The organism is Arthrobacter sp. NPDC057259 (assembly GCF_042668995.1).
In the GTDB taxonomy this organism is placed as follows: Bacteria; Actinomycetota; Actinomycetes; order Actinomycetales; family Micrococcaceae; genus Arthrobacter.
In genome coordinates, this window is the sequence record NZ_JBHUYA010000002.1 from 280,980 (window position 1) to 303,437 (window position 22,458).

Sequence of the window (22,458 nt, forward strand, 5' to 3'; positions counted from 1 at the left end):
GCTAGACGGCTTCGTCTTCCCGGACCCGCACCAGCAGGGACCGGGGGGCGATCTGGACGGTGACCTTCGTGGCCTCGCCCGAGGGGTCACCGTCCACCTGCGTCGGCATCGGCTCGGCGCAGGTGATGACGACCTTGCCCGAGCGGTAGTAGGTCATCACGGGCAGGTTCCGCTTGTGCTTGAGCACGATCTTCCAATACATCGCCAGCCAGCCGATTGCGCTGCGCGGGCTCATCACCACCACGTCCAGCATCCCGTCGTCGATCATTGCCTGCGGAATGAAGTCGATGCCACCGGGAATCAGCCCGCAGTTGGCGAACAGGACGCTGCGGATCTTGCGTGACTGCTCCGGTTCGTCGTCCAGGGAGATGGACACCCGCTTCCGCCGGCCCGGCAGATGCCGCACCCCGGCCTCGGTGTAGGCCAGCCAGCCCACCGCCTTCTTCAGGCCGTCGCTGGTGTCACTGACGACCTCTGCGTCCATCCCGATCCCGGCGATCACCAGGAAGGCGTGCTCCGACGACTGTCCGGTGATGCCGTTGGCCACCTTCATCCGGGCGGTGTCGATGAAGCGCTGGTGCCCGAACAGGGCGGTCTCCACGCAGGAATGCAGGTTCCCGATGTCCAGGTGGATGTTGCGGGCCAGCAGGTTTCCGGTGCCCAGCGGCAGCAGCCCCATGGCGATGTCCGAGTGGGCCAGGACGTCGGCGACCACCCGCACGGTGCCGTCCCCGCCGCCCACGAGGACGACGTCGGCGCCGGACGCGACGGCGGCACGCGCCTGCGAGAAGCCGGGATCCTCCGCCGTGGTCTCGTAGAAGAGCGGGGCCTCCCAGCCGGCCGCCAGGCACGCCCCTTCCACCAGGGCTCGCGCCTCGGCCGCGCGGGCCTTGATGGGGTTGAGCACCACCGCGACCTTCTGCCGCTCCAGGCCCGGATGGTGGGTCTCCTCCCAGGCGGCGCTGCGCGTGTGTTTGGCCTTGAGTCGGCGCACGCCCCACCAGCTGGAGACGGCAAAGGCCAGGGCTCCAGCGATGACGAGGTAGAGCAGCCAGTCGCGCATGGTGCTCCAACACTAACCCGGGCCCGCCCCGCGGCCGGACTGCCCGGCGTCACCGTGCGGATTCGATACTCTTGTCTGGTGATCGACGTAAAAGACCTCAGCGAAAATCCGGACAAGTTCCGCGCCAGCCAGCGCGCCCGCGGCGCCGACGAATCCGTGGTGGACGCGATCATCGCCGCGGACGCGTCCCGGCGGGCGGCCCTGATCCGCTACGAGAATCTCCGCGCCGAGCAGAACGCCTTCGGCAAGAAGGTGGCGCAGGCCAAGGGCGAGGAGAAGCAGGCCCTGCTGGCCGAGGTCAAGGTCCTTGCCGCGTCGGTCAAGGAAGCGTCCGCCGAGGCCGACGCCGCCCAGACCGCCCAGGAGGAGCTGCTGCGCGGCATTCCCAACCTGGTCGAGGACGGTGTCCCCGAGGGCGGCGAGGACGACTACGTCGTGGTCAAGACCGTCGGCACCCCGCGTGAGTTCCCCGATTTCGAGCCGAAGGATCACCTGGAAATCGGTGAGCTGATCGGTGCCATCGACATGGAACGCGGCGCCAAGGTTTCCGGTTCCCGCTTCTACTTCCTCCGCGGCGTGGGCGCCCGGCTGGAGATGGCGCTGCTGCAGATGGCCATGGAACAGGCCATCGACGCCGGCTTCGTCCCGATGATCACCCCCACCCTGGTCCGTCCCGAGACCATGCAGGGCACCGGCTTCGACGTCAAGCACGACGCCGAGATCTACCGCCTCGCCGAGGACGACCTCTACCTGGTGGGCACCTCCGAGGTGGCCCTCGCCGGCTACCACGCGGACGAGATCCTCGACCTCTCCGCCGGCCCGATCCGCTACGCGGGGCAGAGCTCCTGCTACCGCCGCGAGGCCGGCTCGCACGGCAAGGACACCCGCGGCATCATCCGCGTGCACCAGTTCAACAAGGTGGAGATGTTCATCTACACCACGGTCGAGGAGGCCGCCGCAGAGCACGCCCGGCTCCTGGCCTGGGAAGAGGAAATGCTGGCCAAGTGCGAGCTTCCCTACCGCGTGATCGACACCGCCGCGGGCGACCTCGGAACCTCCGCGGCGCGGAAGTTCGACTGCGAGGCGTGGGTCCCCACCCAGGGCGCGTACCGCGAGCTGACCTCCACCTCCAACTGCACCACCTTCCAGGCGCGCCGGCTCAACATCCGCGAACGCGTGATCACCGAGGACGGCACCGCCAAGGGCACCCGCGCGGTCGCCACGCTGAATGGCACCCTCGCCACCACCCGCTGGATCGTGGCCATCCTGGAACACCACCAGAACCCGGACGGCTCGGTCAACGTGCCGGCCGCGCTGCAGAAGTACCTGGGCGGGATGACCGTGCTGCCCGTCCTCTGACCATCCGCTCCAACCCCCTCCGCCAGCCTCCCGCCGTCGGCCCCGGTAGTCAGTCACCCAAGTGTTCACGGGCGCTTCATGTCGTGCTGTGGCGCGCGTCCTAGCTGGTTGTCGGGGGTGTCTGCTCTACTTGTTAGATGACTACATTGACTGAAACCTCAGTCGCTGGCAACGACGACCAGCGCAACGCCAACGACAAAATGATGATCGCCCTCGACGTCGACGGAACCCTCGTCGACCACGACGGCCACATGTCCGTTCCCGTCCGAGAAGCCGCGCAGGCCGTGGTGGCCGCGGGGCATGAGGTGATGATCGCGACCGGCCGCTCCCTCGGCGCCACGCTGCCCATCATCGAGCACATCGGCATCGAGACCGGCTACGCCGTCTGCTCCAACGGCGGCGTCACCCTCCGCGTCGACTCCGGCCTCGCCGACGGCTACGAGGTGCTGCACAGGGCCACCTTCGATCCCGGACCCGCGCTGCGGGCACTCCGGAAGCGGCTGCCCTCCGCCAAGTACGCGCTCGAGGACGCCGACGGCAACTTCCTCTCCACCGAGCGCTTCCAGGACGCCAGCTTCGGCGTCGAGGCGATCGGCGTGGACTTCCAGACCATGCTGGAGGCCACCGCCGTGCGCGTCGTGGTGTTCAGCTCGGAGAACACCCCGGAGGAATTCAACGCCGCGATCCGGCACGTCGGGCTCGCCGGCGTCACCTACTCGGTGGGCTGGACCGCCTGGCTGGACATCGCCGCGGCCGGCGTCACCAAGGCCAGCGCGCTGGAGCAGCTCCGCGGCCGGCTGAGCATCGGGGCGCACCGCACCGTGGCGGTCGGCGACGGACGGAACGACATCGAGATGCTGACCTGGGCCCGGCGCGGGGTGGCCATGGGCCAGGCTCCTGCCGAGGTCATTGCCGCCGCGGACGAGGTCACCCACTCGGTGTTCGAGGACGGCGCGGCCCACGTGCTGCGCAGTCTGCTCTAGCGCACCTCGAGGATCAGGGACAGCAACCGGGCGGCCGCGGGCCGTGCGGCGTGCTCCTCGTTCCACTGGGCCCGCGCCACTGCCTTGCTCACCGCCTGCGTGGTGATGCCGAGCTCCTCGGCCACGGCCTTCTGCTGGCCCCGGACGCCGGGCGTCAGCAGGTCCAGGACCCGCCACTCCGCCGCGCTCCGGTCGTGCACGATCTGGCCCAGCAGGCGCAGCACCGCCTCCGCCTCCGCGGCCAGCTCGGCCAGCGGACCCTCGACGGCCACCGGGATCCGCTCCTTGCCGTTACGCAGCCGGTCCACGGCCCGCCGGGCGTAGACCAGCCCGTGGCCGGAGGCGTCCTTGATCTGGTTGGGCAGCGGTTCGTTGACCGGCCCGACGCCGATCCCGACGTACCAGGCGCCGGTGCGCAGGGCGATCAGCGCGGCGTCCACGGCCTGTCGCGGGCAGTCCACGATGCCCTGGACCTCATCCTCGACGGACCGGTCGAAATCGAGGCGCGCCGGAATGTGCCGCAGGTCCTTGAGGAGCTGCGGCACGCGGTCGCCGTCGTGACGGCTGTCGGTCTGATTGATCGTCAGGGTGAACATTCTGGATGCCACACTACCCGGTGGCCGTGTCGCCGCAAACGGAAAGCATCCGCGCTCCCGCGGCGTTTATCCGGCGTCCACGAGGGCCTCCAGGCCGCCCGTTGGCACGTGGATCCAGCCCTCGGTCCGTGCCGCCGCGGCGTGGGTTTCATCTGGCCCGACGGTTGCCCCCACCGCCACGGCCCGGGCCGTGAGGGCCGCGATGACGGCGTCGAACAGGTCATCGGACCCGGCCAGGCGTTCCTCATGGCCGGCAAGGTCCAGCCACGGCGCAGCGTCGCGCAGCGCGGCCAGCAGCCCGCCCAGCCGCTCCGCCTCGGGGCCGCCCCGGCCCTTGTACCCGCGGGCCAGGAGCCCCCAGGTCTTCAGCGACCCCGCCGGGTACACCTCGGCCAGCCGGCCGCTGCCATCCCGCGGCTGCAGCCCGTGCTCCCGGGCGATCTTGGCCTGGATCACCGCGCAGCGCATCGCCGGGTGCGCCAGCCGGTCCGCGGACACACTCAGCGGGATCAGGCCGGTCAGCCCGGTGGTGAAGCGGTCCGTCTCCCGGTACGCGAGCAACCGGCGGCCCTCGATGCCGTCATAGTCCAGCACAGGGTGCGGCTCGCCGGCCAGGTGCGCGGCAATGAAGGGCAGGAACGCGTCGGGCCAGCCCACCGGGCAGTCGATGCCCGTCATGGCACAGCTGCCGAAGAGCCGGACAATGTCGGCGTCGTCAACGTCGAGGGCCAGGTGCACCAGCCGGGCGGATCCGCCCTCCCACTCGAGGATGGCGGCCGCGGTCTTCTTGGTCGCCGCGGCGAGGTCCACCCCGAGGGTCCGCACGGCTTAGACCGCCCGGTAGCGGAGCGCGCCGGGGATCCCGCCGTCGGCGTCGAGCTGTTCACCGGAGGCGAAGCGGGCCCAGAGCGCCCGCATCGCCTTGCCCGGGACGTTGACGTCCTCCCAGCTGGCGCCCGCGAGCAGGCCTACCCCGGCCCAGGTCTGCTCGTCGCCGAAGAGCAGCGGCAGGTCCACGGTGTGGGCGGCCCCGTAGATGTTCCCCGGGGCGTGCCAGGAGAGCAGGTAGCGGTGCGCGCGGCCGCCCGCGCGGACATGGCGGCGGGCGAACTTCCGCGTCGCCCTGCCGTAGACGGCCTCCGTGACGGCCCAGTTGACGGCCTTGACGACGGCGTTCCCCAGCACCGGGACCCGGCCGATCCGGCTCACGACGCGGTTGCGCGGCAGGAACATCCGCGCCTCCTCCGTGGTGTGTCCGATCAGGACCTCGATCCCGGGGGCTGCGGCGTCCCAGGCCTCTTCGATGGCGGCCTCTGGCGGCAGCGGGTCGTGGCCGTACTGGGTGCCGAACGGCATGGCTGAGGCGAGTCCGAACTTCCGGGCCGTGCGCGCCACACTGGCCTCGGCGGCGACGACATCCAGTGCCGGGGTGTCTTCCGTGATGTGTTGGGCCGCGGCACCCATGGCGGCGCTCATCTTGTCGCGTCCGCGGGTGATGCCCAGCGGGGCGCTCTGGATGATGGCGCGGCGGAACAGCGACGGCGCCTCCGGCACGGCCATCAGGTGGGCTACGGCATCCCCGCCCGCGGACTGGCCGAAGGCGGTCACGTTCTCCGGGTCGCCCCCGAACGCGGCGATGTTGCGGCGGACCCAGCGGAAGGCCTCCAGCTGGTCCAGCAGGCCCAGGTTCGCCGGGCGCCCGTCGCCGGCGGCGAGGTAGCCGAAGAGGCCCAGCCGGTAGGTGACCGAGACGACGATCACCCGGTTCTCCGCCACCAGGGCCTTGGGGTCGAAGATCGCCAGGTCGCCCGAGCCGGAGGTGTAGGAGCCGCCGTGCAGCCACACCATCACCGGAACTTTTTCTCCCGGCCCGAGGCCTGCCGGGATGGTGATGGAGAGTCGCTGGCAGTCCTCGCTGCCGGGCAGTTCGCCGTACCGGGTGCCCAGGATGTCGTCCAGGAACGGCACCGGGGCCTGCGGGCACGCGGGGGAGAGGGCGGTCGCGGCGAAGGGCGCGGTCCACTCCGGGGCCGGTGCCGGCGGCTGGAACCGGGCGGCCGTGGCGTAGGGGATGCCGGTGGCGCGCAGCACCTCGCCGTCGTGCCAGCCGGTCACGGGGCCGCAGGGCGGGTTAAACGCGGGCTCGGTGGTCATGAACCAACGATTTCACATCTTCCTGATTCGCGGCTGGCAGTGTCCGCCGCTGATCAAGACTCGGCTGTTAAACGCCGGAGGCCACCCGGCACCGCCGCCCCTGATGGGCGGTCGGCGCGGGTGGCCCCGGCACGGAAAACTCGGTCCGTGACCGACGCGGCCCTAGTGAGCGTGCGGAACGAAGCGCTTGATCGAGGCTTCCAGCTCGGCTTCGGCGGCGGCGCGGTCGCCCCAGCCCTCGGCCTTGACCCACTTGCCCGGCTCCAGGTCCTTGTAACGGGTGAAGAAGTGCTCGATTTCCTTGATCAGGAACTCGCTGACGTCGCTGATCTCGTTGATGTGGTCGAAGCGTGCGTCGGCCGGCACGCAGAGGACCTTGGCGTCCCCGCCGCCGTCGTCGGTCATGTTGAACACGCCGATCGGGCGGGCCTCGACGATCACGCCGGGGTGCAGGTCGAAGTCCTGCAGCAGGACCAGGGCGTCCAACGGGTCGCCGTCCTCGCCCAGGGTGTTCTCGAAGAAACCGTAGTGCGTGGGGTACTGCATGGAGGTGAATAGGACACGGTCCAGGCGGACGCGGCCGGTCTCGTGGTCGACTTCGTACTTGACGCGCGATCCCTTGGGGATCTCGATGGTCACGTCATGCTTCATGGAATGCTCCTCGACGGATTTAAGGGGGTGCGCGGCACGGGCTGGCGCCCCAAAAAGGCCACCCGGTACCGCCGACTATTATTGAGGATATAGCGACAGGCCCTGGTTTCAGGAACTAGTGGGGACATTTCGGAACTAAGGACCATCAGCACCATGACACGCACAACGAGCCCGCGCGGGCAGGATTCCCGGGCCGCCGGGTGGCGCCGGAGCGTTCCGGCCGTGCTGCTGGGGCTGCTGGTCATCGCGCTCGTGATCCCCGCCGGCTTCGCCCTCGGCCCCGGATTCGCCGGCCCGTCCCGTCCCCCGGCTAAGCCCGCGGCGGGCCCGTGGCAGCTTCCGCCGTCGGCCCTCACCGCCGTCCCCGGCGCGGTTAAACCGCTCGACGACGCCGCCCCCTTCCCCAACGCGGCCACCCTCGCGGACCGGCTCAACGCCACCCTGAAGACCGACGGCGGCGGCACCTTCACCGGCATGGTGCAGGACGCCGTTACCGGTGAGGTCCTCTTCGACCGGGCGGGCGACGAGGGCCGGGCGCCGGCATCCAACATCAAACTGCTCACCGCGGCCGCGGCCTTCCGCACCCTTGGTCCGGACCGCCGCTTCACCACCCGGGTGATCGCCGGCGGCACTCCCGGCACCGTGGTCCTCACCGGCGGCGGGGACGTGCTGCTGGGCGCCGGGGATTCCGCCCCGGATGGGGTGCTGGGCCACGCCGGCCTGGCGACCCTGGCCAAGTCCACCGTCACGGCCCTCCGGCAGGCAGGTGTGACCGGTCCGGTCACCGTGCAGCTGGACGATTCACTCTTCACCGGCCCGTCCCTGAGCCCCGCCTGGAGCCCGGATGACGTGGCCGCCGGCGAGGTGGCGCCGCTGTTCCCGCTGGCACTGAACGGGGCCCGGTTCGCGCCCGGCAGCACCGCCGGGGCCCGGCCTCAGGACGCGGCCATGACCGCCGCCGAGGCCTTCGCCGCCCGGCTCGGCGAGGCCGGCATCACCGTGGCACCCGGCGTCGTGCGCGCCAAGGCGCCCATGCAGGAAGCGGGCGCCAAGGGCAAGGGGAACAAGGATCCGGGAGAGAAGGGCGCCGGCGTCGCGTCCGACGGTTCGTCAGATGGTTCGTCCGAAGCGGCGGATGCCGGCCCTCGCGCCGGGGCGGTGCTGGCCGTGGCCGAATCCGCGACCGTCGGCGAACAGGTGGACCTGCTGCTGCGCACCTCGGACAACTACCTCGCCGAGGTCATGGGCCGGATGGCGGCACTGGCCAGTGGGCAGCCGGGCAGCGGCGAAGGCGCCATCGCCGCCGTCTTGAAGCAGCTGCAGGAACTCAAGATCCCCACCGACACCCTGCACGCCGCGGACCTGGCCGGGCTCACCCTGGAGAACCGGGTCACCGCCCGGCAGCTCACGGAACTGGTCCGGGCCATGACCAACGGCCCCGACACCCGGCTCCGCTCCGCCCTGGCCGGCTTCCCGGTGGCCGGTCTGACCGGCACGCTCGGCAGCCGGTACACGGATGCCACCACCGCCGCCGGCGCGGGCCTGGTCCGCGCCAAGACCGGAACGCTGAACTCCGTGATCGCCCTCAGCGGCTACGTGGTGGACGCCGACGGCCGGCTCCTGGTCTTCTCCTTCATCGGCAACGGCCTGACCCCCGGGGCTACCGGGAACAAGGAAGCCCTGGACCGGACCGCCTCCACCCTCGCGGCCTGCGGCTGCCGCTGAGCAATTGCCCGAACCGTCGAAACGGGCCCGGTCCGGGACGGATTCCTGTGCGGTGGCCCGGGCCCTGTGATCTGATGGGGACTATGGAGACCCCCTCGCGCGCCGGATCAGCAGAGACGTCAGCCCAGGCCCAGGCCCTGGTGAATTGGGAGCTCGCGGCGTCCACTGCCGCGCGGCTCACGCCGGCCGGTCCCACGCTCGGGGCCAAGGAAATCGGAGCCGCGGTGGAGAACCTCCGCCTGATGGCCGACCTCTCCGTCCCGCACGTCCACGACATCACCGGCCTCGAGGCCGCCCGGGACCTGCGCGACTCCTCCGTCCTGGTGGTGGACCGCGCCTCCTGGGCCAAGGCCAACACCCAGAGCTTCGCCGTCATGCTGCAGCCCGCCATCGAGAAGATGCTGGAGGGCCGCCGCGGCAGCATCAGCCCCGGCAGCGCGAGCGTCGGCGGCGCCATCACCGGCAGCCAGCTCGGCGCCATCCTGGCCTTCCTCTCCAGCAAGGTCCTCGGCCAGTACGACCCGTTCTCCGCCCTGGCCCCCGGCTCCACGGCCCCGGCCGCCGGCCGCCTGCTGCTGGTGGCGCCGAACATCATCTCGGTGGAGCGGGAGCTGAACGTCGCTCCCGAGGACTTCCGGCTCTGGGTCTGCCTGCACGAGCAGACCCACCGGGTCCAGTTCGCCGCCGCGCCTTGGCTGCGGCACCACATGCTGGACCAGATCGAGGGCCTCAGCGGGCACCTGCTGGGCAACGTCGACTCGATCATGGAACGCGCCGCCGCGGCGGCCAGGTCGCTCAAGGACCGGTCCGCTCCCGGCGCAGCCCCCGGCCGCGGCGCCATCCTGGACCTGCTGCAGGACCCCGAGGAGAAGGCCGCGATCTCGCACCTGACCGCCGTGATGAGCCTGCTCGAGGGCCACGCCAACGTGGTCATGGATGCGGTGGATGCCAGCATCGTGCCGTCGGTGAAGACCATCCGGCAGCGCTTCAACGCCCGCGGCAAGGACCGCGGCGCGGTGGAGAAGTTCATCCGCAGCCTGCTCGGCCTCGACGCCAAGATGCGCCAGTACAGCGATGGCTCCAAGTTCGTCCGCGAGGTGGTGGACGCCGTCGGCATGGCCGGTTTCAACCGGGTCTGGGAGTCCGCGGACCACCTGCCCACCGAACCCGAAATCCACGACCCCAAGCTCTGGGTCGAACGGATGGGCCTCTCAGCGGCATGAGCCCCACGAACGAACCCGCCACCGCGGACGCCCACGCCGACACCACCCAGCCCGCCAGCGAAAGCGCCGTACGTCCCGCCGGCCGGCGCCGGCCCGGCCGCCTCTCGCCCGTGCTCGGCAAGGCGCGGAAGCTGCTCGAGACGGCCCTCGCCGACGCCGGCTACCCCGAACGCGTACTGGTCGCCTGCAGCGGCGGCCCGGATTCCCTGGCCCTCGCGGCCGCCGCGGCGTACTTCGCCCGCCGCGGCCACGTGCACGGCCACCCGATCAGCGTCGGCGCCGTCGTCGTCGACCATCAGCTGCAGCCCGGCTCTGCGGAAGTCGCCCGGGCCGCCGCGGCGGCGCTGCGGGAGCTGGGACTGGCTCCCGTGGAGATCCGGACCGTCACCGTCGCCGCCACCGGGATGGGGCCGGAGGCCGCCGCCCGGGAGGCCCGGCATGCCGCCCTGGACGCGGCCGCGGATGACGCCGGAGCGCAGGCCATCCTGCTCGGCCACACTCTGGACGACCAGGCCGAGCAGGTCCTGCTGGGCCTGGCCCGGGGCTCCGGCACCCGCTCCCTGGCCGGCATGCGGCCGGCTCGCGGGCGGCTGCTCCGGCCGTTCCTGGGCCTGCGGCGGGCCGAGACGCTGGAAATCTGTGCGGCCGAAGACCTGGACCCCTGGCACGATCCCAGCAACGCAGACCCGGCCTTCGCCCGTTCCCGCACCCGGGTAGAAGTCCTGCCGATGCTGGAGGAGAAACTCGGCCCCGGCGTCGCCGAATCCCTCGCCCGCACCGCGGCCATCCTGCAGGCCGACGCCGACTACCTCGACGCCGTGGCGAACGACACGTACCTCACGCTGAAGACCTACGACGGCGGCGACCTGGGCCTGCCCGAGGACGAGCTCCGCGCCCTGCCGGCCGCGCTCAGGTTCCGGGTGATCGCGAAGGCCGCGGCCGAGGTCGGCGGCCAGCAACCCAGCCACCAGCGCCTGCTCGCCGCGGAGGACCTGCTGCGCCGCCGGGGATCGGCCGGACCCGTTCAGCTGCCCGGCGGCGTCAGCGTCTACCGGCTCTCGCTCGCCCAGCTCCAGGCGGCGGGTCAGTCGGCGGGTCAGGCGCCCGGCCACCCCGCGGAGGGCGGCCCGGCCGCCGGCGGCGTTCCCCGCGAGGCGGCCCGCTGTGGGAAGCTAGTATTCCGGCCTCACAAACGGCCCCAAGATTAGTCGCACCCGCATCTACACAGGAGCCATTGGTGGATTCAAACGACGTCCAGGCGGACCTTAAGCACGTTCTCTACTCCAAGGAACAGATCCAGTCCCGCATCACCGAACTCGCCGCAGAGATCGACCGGGACTACGAGGGCCGCGAGCTGCTGATCGTCGGCGTGCTCAAGGGCGCCGTGATGGTCATGGCCGACCTCGCCCGCGCGCTGCACAGCCACGTCTCCATGGACTGGATGGCCGTTTCCTCCTACGGCTCCGGCACCCAGTCCTCCGGCGTCGTCCGGATCCTCAAGGACCTGGACACGGACCTGATGGGCAAGGACGTCCTGATCGTCGAGGACATCATCGACTCCGGCCTGACCCTGTCCTGGCTCAAGACCAACCTGGAATCCCGCGGCACCGCGTCGGTGGAAATCTGCACCGCCTTCCGCAAGCCCACCGCGGCCAAGGTCCAGATCGACGTCAAGTACGTCGGCTACGACATCCCGAACGAATTCGTCGTCGGCTACGGCCTGGACTACGCAGAGAAGTACCGCAACCTGGACTTCGTGGGCACCCTCGCCCCGCACGTCTACGAGTAAGTCCGCCGCGCCGCCGCCGGCGCCCACGGGACCCGGCGGCCGGGCCGGACCCCGCCCTCCGCTACGCCCATAGGGAACTTTTGATCCCGACCGTGCGTGAGGTACAGCGACGGTGTATAGCTAGACTGACGCAGCACCACACGCGCGCCCATGGGACGCCGTGCAGCACTACCAGGAGGGACGGGGCCAGCCCCCGATCAGATGAAAGCTAAGAGTTTCTTCAAGGGCCCCGGCATCTGGATTGTCGTCGTCATCGGCATGCTCCTGCTGGCCTTTGCCACCCTCGCCCCGGGCGGGTCGAGCCGCATCGACACGGACAAGGGCCTGGCGCTCCTGACCGACGGCGGCAAGGTTGAACAGGCCAAGATTTTCGACGCCGAGAACCGAGTGGACCTGGTCCTGAAGGACAATCTGCAGATCGACGGCCAGGACAAGGGCAAGAACGTCCAGTTCTACTTCGTCAACGCCCGCGCGGCCGACGTCGTCAAGGCCGTCACGGACTCCAAGCCGCCGAGCGGCTTCACCGACCAGCCGGTCGAGAGCAACTGGTTCTCCGGCCTGTTCTCCCTGCTGGTTCCGGTCCTGCTGCTGGGTGTGCTCTTCTGGTTCCTGCTCTCCCGGATGCAGGGCGGCGGCTCCAAGGTCATGCAGTTCGGCAAGTCCAAGGCCAAGATGGTCAACAAGGACATGCCGCAGGTGACCTTCAGCGACGTCGCCGGCGCGGACGAGGCCGTCGAGGAACTCCAGGAAATCAAGGAATTCCTCCAGGAACCGGCCAAGTTCCAGGCCGTCGGAGCCAAGATCCCCAAGGGCGTGCTGCTCTACGGCCCTCCCGGCACCGGTAAGACGCTGCTGGCCCGCGCCGTCGCCGGCGAGGCCGGCGTCCCCTTCTTCTCCATCTCCGGCTCGGACTTCGTTGAAATGTTCGTCGGCGTCGGCGCCTCCCGCGTCCGCGACCTCTTCGAACAGGCCAAGTCCAACTCCCCGGCGATCATCTTCGTCGACGAGATCGACGCCGTCGGCCGTCACCGCGGTGCCGGCATCGGCGGCGGCAACGACGAACGCGAGCAGACCCTCAACCAGCTCCTCGTGGAGATGGACGGCTTCGACGTCAAGACCAACGTCATCCTGATTGCCGCCACCAACCGGCCCGACGTGCTGGACCCGGCGCTGCTGCGCCCCGGCCGCTTCGACCGGCAGATCTCCGTCGAGGCCCCGGACCTGATCGGCCGTGACCAGATCCTCAAGGTTCACGCCAAGGGCAAGCCGATGGCTCCCGGCGTCGACCTCAAGGCTGTGGCTAAGAAGACCCCCGGCTACACCGGCGCGGACCTGGCCAACGTGCTCAACGAGGCCGCGCTGCTCACCGCCCGCTCCAACGCGAACCTGATCGACGACCGCGCGCTGGACGAGGCAATCGACCGCGTCATGGCCGGCCCGCAGAAGCGCAGCCGCGTCATGAAGGAACACGAGCGCAAGGTCACCGCCTACCACGAAGGCGGCCATGCCCTCGTCGCCGCGGCACTGCGGAACTCCGCCCCGGTCACCAAGATCACCATCCTGCCCCGCGGCCGGGCCCTCGGCTACACCATGGTGGTGCCGGAGAACGACAAGTACTCCGTGACCCGCAACGAGCTCCTGGACCAGATGGCCTACGCCATGGGCGGCCGCGTCGCCGAGGAACTGGTCTTCCACGACCCCTCCACCGGCGCCTCCAACGACATCGAGAAGGCCACCGGCATCGCCCGGAAGATGGTCACCGAGTATGGCATGAGTGAGCGCGTCGGCGCGGTCCGCCTCGGCCAGGGCGGCGGCGAGCCGTTCCTGGGCCGCGACGCCGGGCACGAGCGCAACTACTCGGACCAGATCGCCTACGTCGTTGACGAGGAGGTCCGCCGCCTGATCGAAAACGCCCACGACGAGGCGTACGAGATCCTGACCGCCAACCGCGACGTCCTGGACCAGCTGGCCCTGGAGCTGCTCGAGCGCGAGACCCTGAACCAGAACGAGATCGCGCAGGTCTTCGCGGATATCCGCAAGCGCGACTTCCGTGAGATCTGGCTCTCCAAGGAGACCCGGCCCATCCACGATGTCGGCCCGGTGGAGTCCCGCCAGGAGAAGGCCGAGCGTGAGGCGCAGGAGGAGGCCACCAAGGCCCGCCTGGAGGAGCCGCTGGACACCCGGCCGCCGCACGCCCAGGGCGTCCCCTCCCAGGAGCCCTTCCAGGGCGGGACCACGGATCTGGGGCCTGACGGCCTTCCCGGCTAGGCTTCTGCTGTGACTTCCTACTTCGACGACGACGACGTTTCGGCCGCCGCCGATCCCTTCCGCCCGGAGAATTCCGCGGCGAAAGGGGCCGACGGCGGCACCGCCACCCTGGTGGACCGGCCCCGGATCGAGGCGGCGGTGCGTGAAATCCTGCTCGCCATCGGCGAAGACCCGGACCGCGGCGGCTTGCTGGACACCCCCAAGCGGGTGGCCAAGGCCTACGCGGAAATGTTCGCCGGCCTGCACCACGACCCGGCCGAAATCCTCGCCACCACCTTCGACCTGGACCACGAGGAACTGGTCCTGGTCAAGGACATCCCGTTCTACTCCACCTGCGAACACCACCTGGTGCCGTTCCACGGCGTCGCGCACGTCGGTTACATCCCCTCGCACGACGGCAAGGTCACCGGCCTGAGCAAGCTGGCCCGGCTGGTGGACCTGTTCGCCCGCCGTCCGCAGGTGCAGGAACGGCTCACCACCCAGATCGTCGAGGCGCTCACCACCCACCTCAAGCCCCGCGGCGCGATCGTCGTCGTCGAATGCGAGCACCTGTGCATGTCAATGCGCGGCATCCGCAAACCCGGCGCGAAGACCGTCACCAGCGCGGTCCGTGGGCAACTGCATGACCCGGCCACCCGTGCCGAAGCCATGAGCCTCATCCTCGGAAGGTAAGAAAGACACACTATGGACTCCCTCGCCGCAGCCCCCGGAACCGGGCCTGCCACCTCGCCGCTGCCCGTGCTGCGGAAGCCGAGGCCGGCCGCCGCCTTCAAGGACCTGCCCACGAACCGCACCCTGGTCATGGGAATCCTCAACGTCACCCCCGACTCGTTCAGCGACGGCGGCCGCCACGCCACCCCGGAACAGGCCATCTCCGCCGGGCTGCGGATGTACTACGCCGGCGCGGACATCATCGATGTCGGCGGCGAGTCCACCCGCCCCGGCGCCGCCGAGGTCACCCCGGACGAGGAACAGCGCCGCGTGTTGCCCGTGATCGAGGCGCTGGTGAAGGCCGGCGCTTTGGTCAGCATCGACACCACCCACGCCGCCACGGCCGAGGCGGCCCTGGCCGCCGGCGCCGCTATCATCAACGACGTCTCCGGCCTGACCATCGAACCGGAGATGGTGGAACTCGTGGCCCGCAGCAACGTGCCCTACGTCCTCACACACCGCCGCGGGGACGCCCGCACCATGGACTCCCTGACCGACTACCGGGACGTCGCCGCCGACGTGGCGGCCGAGCTGGCCGGCGTCCGCGACAAGCTGGTCGCCGCCGGCGCCGCGCCGGAGCAGATCATCGTGGACCCGGGACTCGGCTTCGCCAAGAACGAGGCACAGAACTGGGAGCTCCTGCAGCACTTGGACGTTCTGCAGGCGATGGGCCACAAGGTGCTGGTGGCCGCATCCCGGAAGCGTTTTTTGGGCAGCCTCCTGACGGTCGTCGGCAAGGCCGCCGCCCCCAAGGACCGCGACGCCGCCACCGCCGCCATCACCGCGATCAGCGCCTTCCGCGGCGCCTGGGCCGTCCGGGTCCACGACGTCGGGCCGAACCTCGACGCGGTCAAGGCCGCCGCCCGGATGACCCCGTCCGGCAACAGCTAGGCCGGCGGAACCATGGACCGGATCACGCTCAGCGGCGTCACCGCCGTCGGGCACCACGGCGTGTTCGACTTCGAACGGCGCGAGGGGCAGCCCTTCGTCGTCGACGCCGTCCTGCACCTGGACTTCACCGCCGCCGCCGCGAGCGACGACGTGCTGGACACGGCGCATTACGGTGAGGTGGCCGAATGCATCCGTGGCTGGATCACCGGTGCGCCGGTGAACCTGATCGAGGCCTTGGCCGTCCGGATCGCCGAGGACCTGCTGGAACGCTTCCCTGTCACCGCCGTGGACATCACCGTGCACAAGCCCAAGGCCCCGATCCAGGTCCACTTCGGCGACGTTGCCGTCAGCGTGCACCGGGAACGCCCATGAGCTCCGCCGCCCACGCCCCGGCTACGCCGGAACCCGCCACGTACACCCGCGCCGTCCTGGCCCTCGGCAGCAACCTCGGCGCCCGGAACGACACCCTCTCCGCCGCCGTCGCCGACCTCGTCGACCCGCCGGAGGTGCGGTTGCTGGCCATCTCGCCGATCGTGCAGACCAAGGCCGTGGGCGGACCGCCCAACCAGCCTGACTTCCTGAACATGGTCATCGCCGTCGAGACCTCCCTATCCCCGCGCCAGCTCCTGGACCACTGCCACGCCGTGGAACGCAAGCACCACCGGGTCCGGGAGGTCCACTGGGGCCCCCGCACCCTGGATGTGGACATCGTCACCTACGGCGAGCTGGTCAGCGACGACCCGGTCCTGACGCTGCCGCACCCGCGCGCGGCCGAGCGGGCCTTCGTGCTGTACCCGTGGTCCCTGATCGACCCCGCGGCGGAACTGGGCGGCGAACGCGTCGCCGACCTCGCCGTCCGGGCCGCCGACTTCCGGGACCTGGCCCCCTTCGACGGCTTCGAGGAACTCAACGGCGCCAACGGCCCGGCGGTGTCGTCATGAAGTTGACCAACCCGCTGGTGCTGCTGGTGATCGGCGTCGGCCTGGCCGCCGCCGGCTGGGCCGCGACCCTGCTGGCGGCCCGCTACAGCCTGGCCACCCCGGTACTGCCGCTGACCGGCCTGATCACCATGGGCGTGATCGTGGTCCTTACCCTGGTGCTGGGCATCCGGGTGCTGCGCTGGCGCAACGGCAAGAAGAAGCAGCTGCTGAACCCCATCCTGGCCGCCTGGACCCTGGTCCTCGCCCAGGCCTGCGCCTACACCGGGGCCATGCTGCTCGGCTGGCACGCCGGGATCTTCATGGACCAACTCCGGCTCTGGAATGTCCGCAGCGGCCAGGCCATCACCTGGCAGATTGCGGCCATGGCCGGCGGCGGCCTGGTGATGATCGTGGTGGGGCTGATGGTGGAGCGGTTCTGCCGCATCCCGCCGGAGGACGGCGACGCCGGCAAACCCCCGGGGGTGGCCGGGAAACGCGGAAAACCGGAAGCCGAAGGCGAATATGCCTACCGAGGCGATTGATCCGCCGGGCATCTCCTGGCTGCGGGTCTCGCCGCGCTACCTGACGGCCCGCCTGCTGGGCTGGGGCGCCGAGACCGTGCTCGTCACCGCAGCCCTGGCCGTGCCCCTGGCGCTGGTGCTTGCTGGAGCGTGGCGGTGGCCGCCGCTGTGGTTCGCCGTCGCGCTGCCGTCCGCCTACCTGCTGTTGGCCCTCTGGCGGCTGGTGCTGATTCCGCGCCAGGTCCGCGCCGTCGGCTACGCCGAACGCCTCGATGACCTGCTGATCCGCCGCGGCATCCTCTTCCAGCGCACCCTGGTGGTGCCCTACGGCCGGATGCAGTACGTGGACATCGCGGCCGGACCCGTGGAGCGGGCGCTGGGGCTCTGCACGCTGAAACTCCACACCGCCTCCGCCGGGACCAGCGCCGTGATCCCGGGCCTGCCCGCCGCGGAGGGCGCCCGGCTCCGGGAGCAGCTGACCGCCCGCGGCGAGGCCCGGCTGGCCGGACTGTGAACGGCGGCACCGACAACTGGCAGCGGGTGCACCCCGCCTCGCCGTTTGTCCGCGGCTGGCTGGCACTCGCGGCGTTGTTCTTCTTCTTCGGCCGCGACGCCGCCGAACGGCTGCTGCGCGGCGGCCCGGTCTTCGACGAGCGCTTCGCGGGCCGCGCGCCCTGGCTGCTGTTGGGCGGCGGGACCATGCTGCTGCTGGTGGTGGCCGGCTTCGTCCTGAGCTGGTACTTCACCCGCTATCAGGTGGCGGGCGGCTTCGTCCGGGTCACCACCGGCGTTCTGGTCAAGCAGCACCGGCAGGCGCGGCTGGACCGGGTCCAGGCGATCGACGTCGTCCAGCCGCTGCTGGCCCGCATCTTCGGCCTCGCCGAGTTGCGCTTCGAGGTGGCCGACGCCGGGCAGTCGGCGGTGCACCTGGCCTACCTGCGCGTCGCGGAGGCCCGCCGGCTGCGCGCCGCCATCCTCGACGCCGCCGTCCTTGACGCCGCCGTTGGCGAGGCCGCCCTGCGGGGCGCTGCGGGACAGGCCGCCGCGGTACCCGTCGCCCGGGGACATGATGCACAGGTGCCTGCGGCGCTGCCGGGACCGGACGCGCCCGCGGAGCCGCCCGAACGGCCGGTGCTGACCGTCCCGCCCCGCCGCCTGGCCGGTTCACTGCTGCTCAGCGAGCAGGCCGTGGTCCTGCTCTTGGGCGCCGCGACGTCAGTGCTGCTCGCCGCTTTCACGGAGAACCGTAGTTTCTCCTTCTACCTGGTCCCCGCCGGAATCGGCATCCTGGCCGGCTTCTGGGCCCCCTTCAGCAAGGGCTACAACTTCACCGCGGCTGCCTCCCAGGCCGGAATCCGGCTCCAGTACGGGCTGCTGGACACCCTCGCCCAGACGCTCCCGCCGGGCAGGATCCAGGCCCTGCGGATCAGCCAGCCGCCGCTCTGGCGGCCGCTGGGCTGGTACCGCATCCAGGTCAACGTCGCCGGCTACGGGACGCCCGGCCAGGACGGCCAACGATCCGCCCGGACCACCCTGCTGCCGGTCGGCACCCTGCAGGACGTGACCGCGCTGCTGGACCTGGTGCTGCCCGATGGGGCCGCGCGGCCGGGCTCCGATCAATCCTTCGCCGCGGAAGCCGAGGGCCCTGACGCCCACGCCGTCCTCGCCGCCGGGCTGAGCGGGCTGGCGCCCGCAGCCCGCATCCAGGCCCGGCGGGACCCGGCCCACCCCACAGGCAGTGACGACGGCGGCTTCACCACCACCCCGCGCCGCGCCCGGCTGCTCGCGCCGCTGGGATGGCGTCGCAATGGCTTCGCCGTGACCGGCAGCGCGCTGCTGATCCGCACCGGCCGCTGGTGGCGGCACCTGACAGTGGTGCCGCACGGACGCACCCAGTCCATCGCCCTGCACCAGGGACCCGTGGCGCGGCGCTTCGGCGTCGTGGACCTGGTCCTGCACACCACCTCCGGACCGGTGGCCCCCCGGGTGATCCAGGCGGGCCTGGCCGAAGGCCGCGCCCTGCTCCTGGCCCAGGCTGCACACCTGAGCCCCAAACCCCAGCCGGTGGGGAACCCCGCCGAAGATCCACAGGAAGGCCCACAGCATGGCTAAGCCAGGACGCCTCGGCGTCGGAATCATCGGCGCCGGAAAGGTCGGAGCCGTCCTCGGCGCGGCCCTGCGCGCCGCCGAACACGCCGTCGTCGGCGTCTCCGCCGTCTCCGAGGCCAGCCGTGAACGGGCGGACACGCTCCTGCCCGGCGTGCCGGTCCTGGAGATCCAGGACATCGTCGAACGCGCCGAACTGGTGCTGCTGGCCGTCCCGGACGACGCCCTCGGCCCGCTGGTGGACGGGCTCGCGAAACTCGGCGCCTGGCAGCCGGGGCAGCTGGTTGCCCACACCTCCGGGCGCTTCGGCGTCGGCTTCCTGCATCCGGTCCGCGCCGCGGGCGCCGTGCCGCTGGCCCTGCACCCGGCCATGACCTTCACCGGGATGAGCCTGGACCTGACCCGCCTGCTGGACTGCACCTTCGGCGTGACCGCGGACCCGGCCATGCTGCCCATCGCCCAGGCCCTGGTGGTGGAGATGGGGGCCGAGCCCGTCGCCATCGCCGAGGGGGACCGGCCGCTGTACCACGCCGCCCTGGCCCACGGCTCGAACCACCTGGTCACCCTGGTGGCGCAGGCCGCGGAAATGCTGCGCGAGGTGGGCGTCGAGGAACCCGGCCGCATGCTGGGCCCGCTGCTGCGCGCCAGCCTCGAGAATGCCCTCGCCTCCGGTGAGTCGGCGCTGACCGGCCCGGTGGCCCGCGGGGACGCCGGCACCGTCGCCGCGCACGCGGAGGCGCTGCGCGACCTCGACGGCGGCTCCGGCGGGGATATTCTGGAGGCCTACCTGGCCATGGCGCGGGCGACGGCCCGCCGCGCGGGCAGCCGCGGGCTGCTCCGGCCGGACCAAGTCGACGGCATCCGCCAGGCGCTCGACGGCGCCGCACCGGACTGACCGTTTCCTGAGGAAGGACCCGATATGCCCATCCAGCTGGTGACCACCGCCGCGCAGCTGCGCGCCGAGAGCGCCCGCCTGCTCACCGAAAAGGGCGGCAGCTCCCAGGGCATCGTCCCCACCATGGGCGCCCTGCACGAGGGCCACGCCGCGCTGGCGCGCACCGCCGTCGCGCAGAACGACGTGGTGGTGGCCACCATCTTCGTTAACCCGCTGCAGTTCGGCGAGGCCGTGGACCTGGAACGCTACCCGCGCACGCTGGAGGCGGACCTGGCGCTGCTGGAGGCGGAGGGCGTGGACCTTGTGTTCGCGCCGTCCGTCGAGGAGGTCTACCCCGGCGGGGAGCCGATGGTCCGGATCACCTCGGGCGCGCTGGCCGAGAAGTGGGAGGGCGCCTCCCGCCCCGGGCACTTCGACGGCGCGCTGACCGTGGTGGCGAAGTTGCTGCACTACGGGCTGCCTGGTGCCGGCCAGGCCGACTACCGGGCGTACTTCGGCCAGAAGGACGCCCAGCAGCTGACCCTGGTGCGCCGGATGGTGGCGGACCTGAACTTCCCGGTGGAGATCGTGGCCGTCCCGATCGTGCGGTCGGCGGACGGGCTGGCTCTCTCCAGCCGGAACCGCTTCCTTTCCGACGCCGAACGCGAGGCCGCGCTGGTCCTCTCGCGGGCGCTGCGGCTGGTGGAGGACCGGGCGAACGCGCACGAACCCCTCGACCTGGACTCCGCCCGCGCGCTGGTGGAATCCCAGCCGCTCGTGGAAATGGACTACTTCGACGTCGTCGATCCGCTCACCCTTGAGCCGCTCGCGGAGAACTGCCGCGAGACGCCGTTCCGGGGCGAGGCTTTGGTGCTCATCGCTGCCAAGGTGGGCCCAGTGCGGCTGATCGACAACGTGCCGCTGGACTCCTAGGGAACAAATAGTCCGACGGGAGGGAATGACCTTTCCGGCCGGAGGGTTGAGAATCGTAGTGGCGGCCGTGTCCGCCAATCCGCCATCGCATCCCCGAGGGAACCCCATGCCTGAAGAATCCCGTTCCAACGTCCAGGAGGGTCTGGCCCCGCCCCGGATCGACGCCGAAAGCACCGACGCAGAGGGCACCGGAAACGGAAACCGCGCGGAAAGCCCCGCCGGCTCCCCGGCCGCGAACGCCCGCGCGGCCAAACCCGCGCCGGAGAAGCTGTCCCGCGAATCCGTGACGGTCATCGCCACCCTGCTGGTGGCCACCTTTGTGGTGATCCTGAACGAGACCATCATGAACGTGGCGCTGCAGCGGCTGATGGTGGACCTGCGCGTGGACGCGCCAACGGTCCAGTGGCTGGCCACCGGCTTCATGCTGACCATGGCCGTGGTCATCCCCACCACCGGGTTCATCCTGCAGCGGCTGACCACCCGGGCCGTCTTCATGCTGGCCATGGGACTGTTCTCCGGCGGCACCCTGCTGGCCGCCCTCGCCCCGGGCTTCCCGGTGCTCCTGCTGGCCCGGATCGTCCAGGCCGCCGGAACCGCCATCATGCTGCCGCTGCTGATGACCACCATCCTGACCCTGGTGCCGATCTCCCGGCGCGGCGCGGTCATGGGCAACGTCAGCATCGCGATCTCGGTGGCCCCGGCCATGGGTCCCACCGTCTCCGGCCTGATCCTGCAGAACTTTTCCTGGCGCTTCATGTTCGTCTTCGTCCTGCCCATCGCGCTGCTGGCCCTCGCGATCGGCGCCAAGTACCTCCGCAACATCGGCGAGAACGAGAAGACCCGGCTGGACGCCCTCTCCGTGGTCCTGACCATCCCGGCCTTCGGAGGCGTGGTCTACGGCCTGAGCCAGATCGGCGGCGGCACCTCCGGCCCGCCCGCCCCCGCGGTGGCCGCGCTCGCCGTCGGCGTCGTGTCCCTGGCCGCGTTCGTGTTCCGGCAGCTGCGGCTGCAGAAGCGGGACGAGCCGCTGCTGGACTTGAGGGCTTTCAACTTCCGGATGTTCACCGTCTCCGTGCTGCTGCTGGTGGTCGCGATGGTCGCGCTCTTCGGCGCCGTCATCCTGTTGCCGCTTTACCTGCAGGAAATCCGCGGCCTGAAGTCGCTGGAAACCGGCCTGGTGCTGCTCCCGGGCGGTCTCGCGATGGGCCTGCTGGGCCCGGTGATCGGCCGGCTGTTCGACAAGGTGGGCCCGCTGCCGCTGACCGTGACCGGCTCCGTGCTGATGGTGCTCTCGCTCTGGCAGCTCGCCGGACTGGACGCGCAGTCGCCGGTGGGCTGGATCATCGGCCTGCATGTGACCCTCAGCCTAGGCCTGGCGCTGCTGTTCACCCCCGCCTTCACCACCGGGCTGAACCCGCTGCCGCCGCACCTGTACTCGCACGGTTCGGCCATCCTGAGCACCCTGCAGCAGGTGGCCGGAGCGGCCGGCACCGCGCTGCTGGTCTCGATCTTCGCGGTGGTTTCCGTCTCGTCCGGTCCGGCAGCGGGCATGCACGCGGCGTTCCTGACCGCCGCGGCGATCGCCGTCGCCGCGCTCGTGCTCTCACTGCTGATGCGCAAGACCGAAGGGGCGGCAGGGCCCGCAGGACACTGAGAACCGGGCCACTGGGGGAGGGGAGCGGGCAAGTCCC

Annotated in this window: 22 protein-coding genes; 17 read left to right on the plus strand and 5 right to left on the minus strand. The window is 70.9% G+C overall.

Translation table 11 applies throughout. The features are described 5' to 3' along the window. Position 1: 1 nt before the first annotated feature. On the minus strand, positions 2-1,063 hold the full coding sequence (locus tag ACFUCU_RS05170) for a diacylglycerol/lipid kinase family protein (RefSeq protein ID WP_377971133.1): 1,062 nt from the start codon (positions 1,061-1,063) through the stop codon (positions 2-4). Positions 1,064-1,141: 78 nt separating this feature from the next. Here ACFUCU_RS05170 and serS point away from each other — a divergent pair, with 78 nt between their 5' ends. Both serS and ACFUCU_RS05180 read left to right on the plus strand, forming a co-directional pair. Next, positions 1,142-2,422: a serine--tRNA ligase gene (gene serS / locus ACFUCU_RS05175; RefSeq protein ID WP_290257027.1), complete on the plus strand. Its 1,281-nt coding sequence runs from the start codon at positions 1,142-1,144 to the stop codon at positions 2,420-2,422. Between the two features lie 137 nt (positions 2,423-2,559). Next, positions 2,560-3,405: an HAD family hydrolase gene (locus ACFUCU_RS05180; protein ID WP_290257026.1), complete on the plus strand. Its 846-nt coding sequence runs from the start codon at positions 2,560-2,562 to the stop codon at positions 3,403-3,405. Here the strand turns inward: ACFUCU_RS05180 and ACFUCU_RS05185 are convergent. The 4 genes from ACFUCU_RS05185 to ACFUCU_RS05200 form a co-directional block, all read right to left on the minus strand. Next, the gene (locus tag ACFUCU_RS05185; RefSeq protein WP_290257025.1) at positions 3,402-4,001 is read right to left on the minus strand and encodes a hypothetical protein; all 600 of its coding nucleotides are present in this window, start codon (positions 3,999-4,001) and stop codon (positions 3,402-3,404) included. The two genes, ACFUCU_RS05180 and ACFUCU_RS05185, sit on opposite strands and share 4 nt — an antisense overlap. 66 nt (positions 4,002-4,067) lie before the next feature. Further along, on the minus strand, positions 4,068-4,826 hold the full coding sequence (locus ACFUCU_RS05190) for a DUF429 domain-containing protein (RefSeq protein ID WP_377971136.1): 759 nt from the start codon (positions 4,824-4,826) through the stop codon (positions 4,068-4,070). Between the two features lie 3 nt (positions 4,827-4,829). Further along, positions 4,830-6,155, minus strand: a complete 1,326-nt coding sequence (locus ACFUCU_RS05195; protein ID WP_377971138.1) for a carboxylesterase family protein — start codon at positions 6,153-6,155, stop codon at positions 4,830-4,832. A gap of 162 nt (positions 6,156-6,317) precedes the next feature. Beyond that, the gene (locus tag ACFUCU_RS05200; RefSeq protein WP_290257022.1) at positions 6,318-6,806 is read right to left on the minus strand and encodes an inorganic diphosphatase; all 489 of its coding nucleotides are present in this window, start codon (positions 6,804-6,806) and stop codon (positions 6,318-6,320) included. A 153-nt stretch (positions 6,807-6,959) separates the two neighbouring features. On the opposite strand from ACFUCU_RS05200, the gene dacB reads away from it, so the two are divergent. From dacB to ACFUCU_RS05275, 15 genes are all read left to right on the plus strand, one after another. Further along, a complete protein-coding gene (gene dacB, locus ACFUCU_RS05205) occupies positions 6,960-8,531 on the plus strand; it encodes a D-alanyl-D-alanine carboxypeptidase/D-alanyl-D-alanine-endopeptidase (protein WP_377971141.1) in 1,572 nt (523 codons plus the stop codon). A 74-nt stretch (positions 8,532-8,605) separates the two neighbouring features. Further along, positions 8,606-9,754 carry a zinc-dependent metalloprotease gene (locus ACFUCU_RS05210; protein WP_377971142.1) on the plus strand — a complete coding sequence of 383 codons (1,149 nt, stop codon included), beginning with the start codon at positions 8,606-8,608 and terminating at the stop codon, positions 9,752-9,754. A gap of 131 nt (positions 9,755-9,885) precedes the next feature. Then, positions 9,886-10,962 (plus strand): tRNA lysidine(34) synthetase TilS, encoded by a 1,077-nt coding sequence (tilS, locus tag ACFUCU_RS05215; RefSeq protein ID WP_377971340.1) that lies wholly within the window; start codon positions 9,886-9,888, stop codon positions 10,960-10,962. A 29-nt stretch (positions 10,963-10,991) separates the two neighbouring features. Beyond that, positions 10,992-11,543 (plus strand): hypoxanthine phosphoribosyltransferase, encoded by a 552-nt coding sequence (hpt, locus tag ACFUCU_RS05220; RefSeq protein WP_290257019.1) that lies wholly within the window; start codon positions 10,992-10,994, stop codon positions 11,541-11,543. Between the two features lie 201 nt (positions 11,544-11,744). Beyond that, positions 11,745-13,811 carry an ATP-dependent zinc metalloprotease FtsH gene (ftsH, locus tag ACFUCU_RS05225; RefSeq protein ID WP_377971145.1) on the plus strand — a complete coding sequence of 689 codons (2,067 nt, stop codon included), beginning with the start codon at positions 11,745-11,747 and terminating at the stop codon, positions 13,809-13,811. Positions 13,812-13,820: 9 nt separating this feature from the next. Then, entirely contained in the window at positions 13,821-14,483 is a 663-nt protein-coding gene (folE, locus tag ACFUCU_RS05230) for a GTP cyclohydrolase I FolE (RefSeq protein WP_377971146.1), read from the plus strand. Between the two features lie 12 nt (positions 14,484-14,495). After that, entirely contained in the window at positions 14,496-15,413 is a 918-nt protein-coding gene (gene folP / locus ACFUCU_RS05235) for a dihydropteroate synthase (protein WP_377971148.1), read from the plus strand. 12 nt (positions 15,414-15,425) lie between these two features. Next, positions 15,426-15,785 carry a dihydroneopterin aldolase gene (folB, locus tag ACFUCU_RS05240; RefSeq protein ID WP_290257016.1) on the plus strand — a complete coding sequence of 120 codons (360 nt, stop codon included), beginning with the start codon at positions 15,426-15,428 and terminating at the stop codon, positions 15,783-15,785. Then, on the plus strand, positions 15,782-16,354 hold the full coding sequence (folK, locus tag ACFUCU_RS05245) for a 2-amino-4-hydroxy-6-hydroxymethyldihydropteridine diphosphokinase (RefSeq protein WP_377971151.1): 573 nt from the start codon (positions 15,782-15,784) through the stop codon (positions 16,352-16,354). Before folB ends, folK begins: the two co-directional genes overlap by 4 nt. Further along, positions 16,351-16,875, plus strand: a complete 525-nt coding sequence (locus ACFUCU_RS05250; RefSeq protein ID WP_364135908.1) for a DUF3180 domain-containing protein — start codon at positions 16,351-16,353, stop codon at positions 16,873-16,875. The genes folK and ACFUCU_RS05250 overlap by 4 nt, the downstream gene beginning before the upstream one ends. Beyond that, positions 16,856-17,368 carry a PH domain-containing protein gene (locus ACFUCU_RS05255; RefSeq protein WP_377971152.1) on the plus strand — a complete coding sequence of 171 codons (513 nt, stop codon included), beginning with the start codon at positions 16,856-16,858 and terminating at the stop codon, positions 17,366-17,368. Before ACFUCU_RS05250 ends, ACFUCU_RS05255 begins: the two co-directional genes overlap by 20 nt. Then, positions 17,365-18,966 (plus strand): PH domain-containing protein, encoded by a 1,602-nt coding sequence (locus ACFUCU_RS05260; RefSeq protein WP_377971154.1) that lies wholly within the window; start codon positions 17,365-17,367, stop codon positions 18,964-18,966. Before ACFUCU_RS05255 ends, ACFUCU_RS05260 begins: the two co-directional genes overlap by 4 nt. Continuing rightward, positions 18,959-19,855: a Rossmann-like and DUF2520 domain-containing protein gene (locus ACFUCU_RS05265; protein WP_377971156.1), complete on the plus strand. Its 897-nt coding sequence runs from the start codon at positions 18,959-18,961 to the stop codon at positions 19,853-19,855. The genes ACFUCU_RS05260 and ACFUCU_RS05265 overlap by 8 nt, the downstream gene beginning before the upstream one ends. A gap of 24 nt (positions 19,856-19,879) precedes the next feature. Then, complete coding sequence (gene panC / locus ACFUCU_RS05270) at positions 19,880-20,767, plus strand: pantoate--beta-alanine ligase (protein ID WP_377971157.1); 888 nt, start codon at positions 19,880-19,882, stop codon at positions 20,765-20,767. Positions 20,768-20,873: 106 nt separating this feature from the next. Further along, entirely contained in the window at positions 20,874-22,421 is a 1,548-nt protein-coding gene (locus tag ACFUCU_RS05275) for an MDR family MFS transporter (RefSeq protein ID WP_377971158.1), read from the plus strand. Positions 22,422-22,458: the final 37 nt, after the last annotated feature.

Coding starts and splice junctions, on each gene's coding strand:
- ACFUCU_RS05170 (WP_377971133.1), bottom strand. CDS start 1,063: ATGCGCGACTGGCTGCTCTACCTCGTCATCGCTGGAGCCCTGGCCTTT.
- ACFUCU_RS05180 (WP_290257026.1), top strand. CDS start 2,560: ATGACTACATTGACTGAAACCTCAGTCGCTGGCAACGACGACCAGCGC.
- ACFUCU_RS05185 (WP_290257025.1), bottom strand. CDS start 4,001: ATGTTCACCCTGACGATCAATCAGACCGACAGCCGTCACGACGGCGAC.
- ACFUCU_RS05195 (WP_377971138.1), bottom strand. CDS start 6,155: ATGACCACCGAGCCCGCGTTTAACCCGCCCTGCGGCCCCGTGACCGGC.
- ACFUCU_RS05200 (WP_290257022.1), bottom strand. CDS start 6,806: ATGAAGCATGACGTGACCATCGAGATCCCCAAGGGATCGCGCGTCAAG.
- dacB (WP_377971141.1), top strand. CDS start 6,960: ATGACACGCACAACGAGCCCGCGCGGGCAGGATTCCCGGGCCGCCGGG.
- ACFUCU_RS05210 (WP_377971142.1), top strand. CDS start 8,606: ATGGGGACTATGGAGACCCCCTCGCGCGCCGGATCAGCAGAGACGTCA.
- ftsH (WP_377971145.1), top strand. CDS start 11,745: ATGAAAGCTAAGAGTTTCTTCAAGGGCCCCGGCATCTGGATTGTCGTC.
- folP (WP_377971148.1), top strand. CDS start 14,496: ATGGACTCCCTCGCCGCAGCCCCCGGAACCGGGCCTGCCACCTCGCCG.
- folB (WP_290257016.1), top strand. CDS start 15,426: ATGGACCGGATCACGCTCAGCGGCGTCACCGCCGTCGGGCACCACGGC.
- folK (WP_377971151.1), top strand. CDS start 15,782: ATGAGCTCCGCCGCCCACGCCCCGGCTACGCCGGAACCCGCCACGTAC.
- ACFUCU_RS05250 (WP_364135908.1), top strand. CDS start 16,351: ATGAAGTTGACCAACCCGCTGGTGCTGCTGGTGATCGGCGTCGGCCTG.
- ACFUCU_RS05255 (WP_377971152.1), top strand. CDS start 16,856: ATGCCTACCGAGGCGATTGATCCGCCGGGCATCTCCTGGCTGCGGGTC.
- ACFUCU_RS05265 (WP_377971156.1), top strand. CDS start 18,959: ATGGCTAAGCCAGGACGCCTCGGCGTCGGAATCATCGGCGCCGGAAAG.
- panC (WP_377971157.1), top strand. CDS start 19,880: ATGCCCATCCAGCTGGTGACCACCGCCGCGCAGCTGCGCGCCGAGAGC.
- ACFUCU_RS05275 (WP_377971158.1), top strand. CDS start 20,874: ATGCCTGAAGAATCCCGTTCCAACGTCCAGGAGGGTCTGGCCCCGCCC.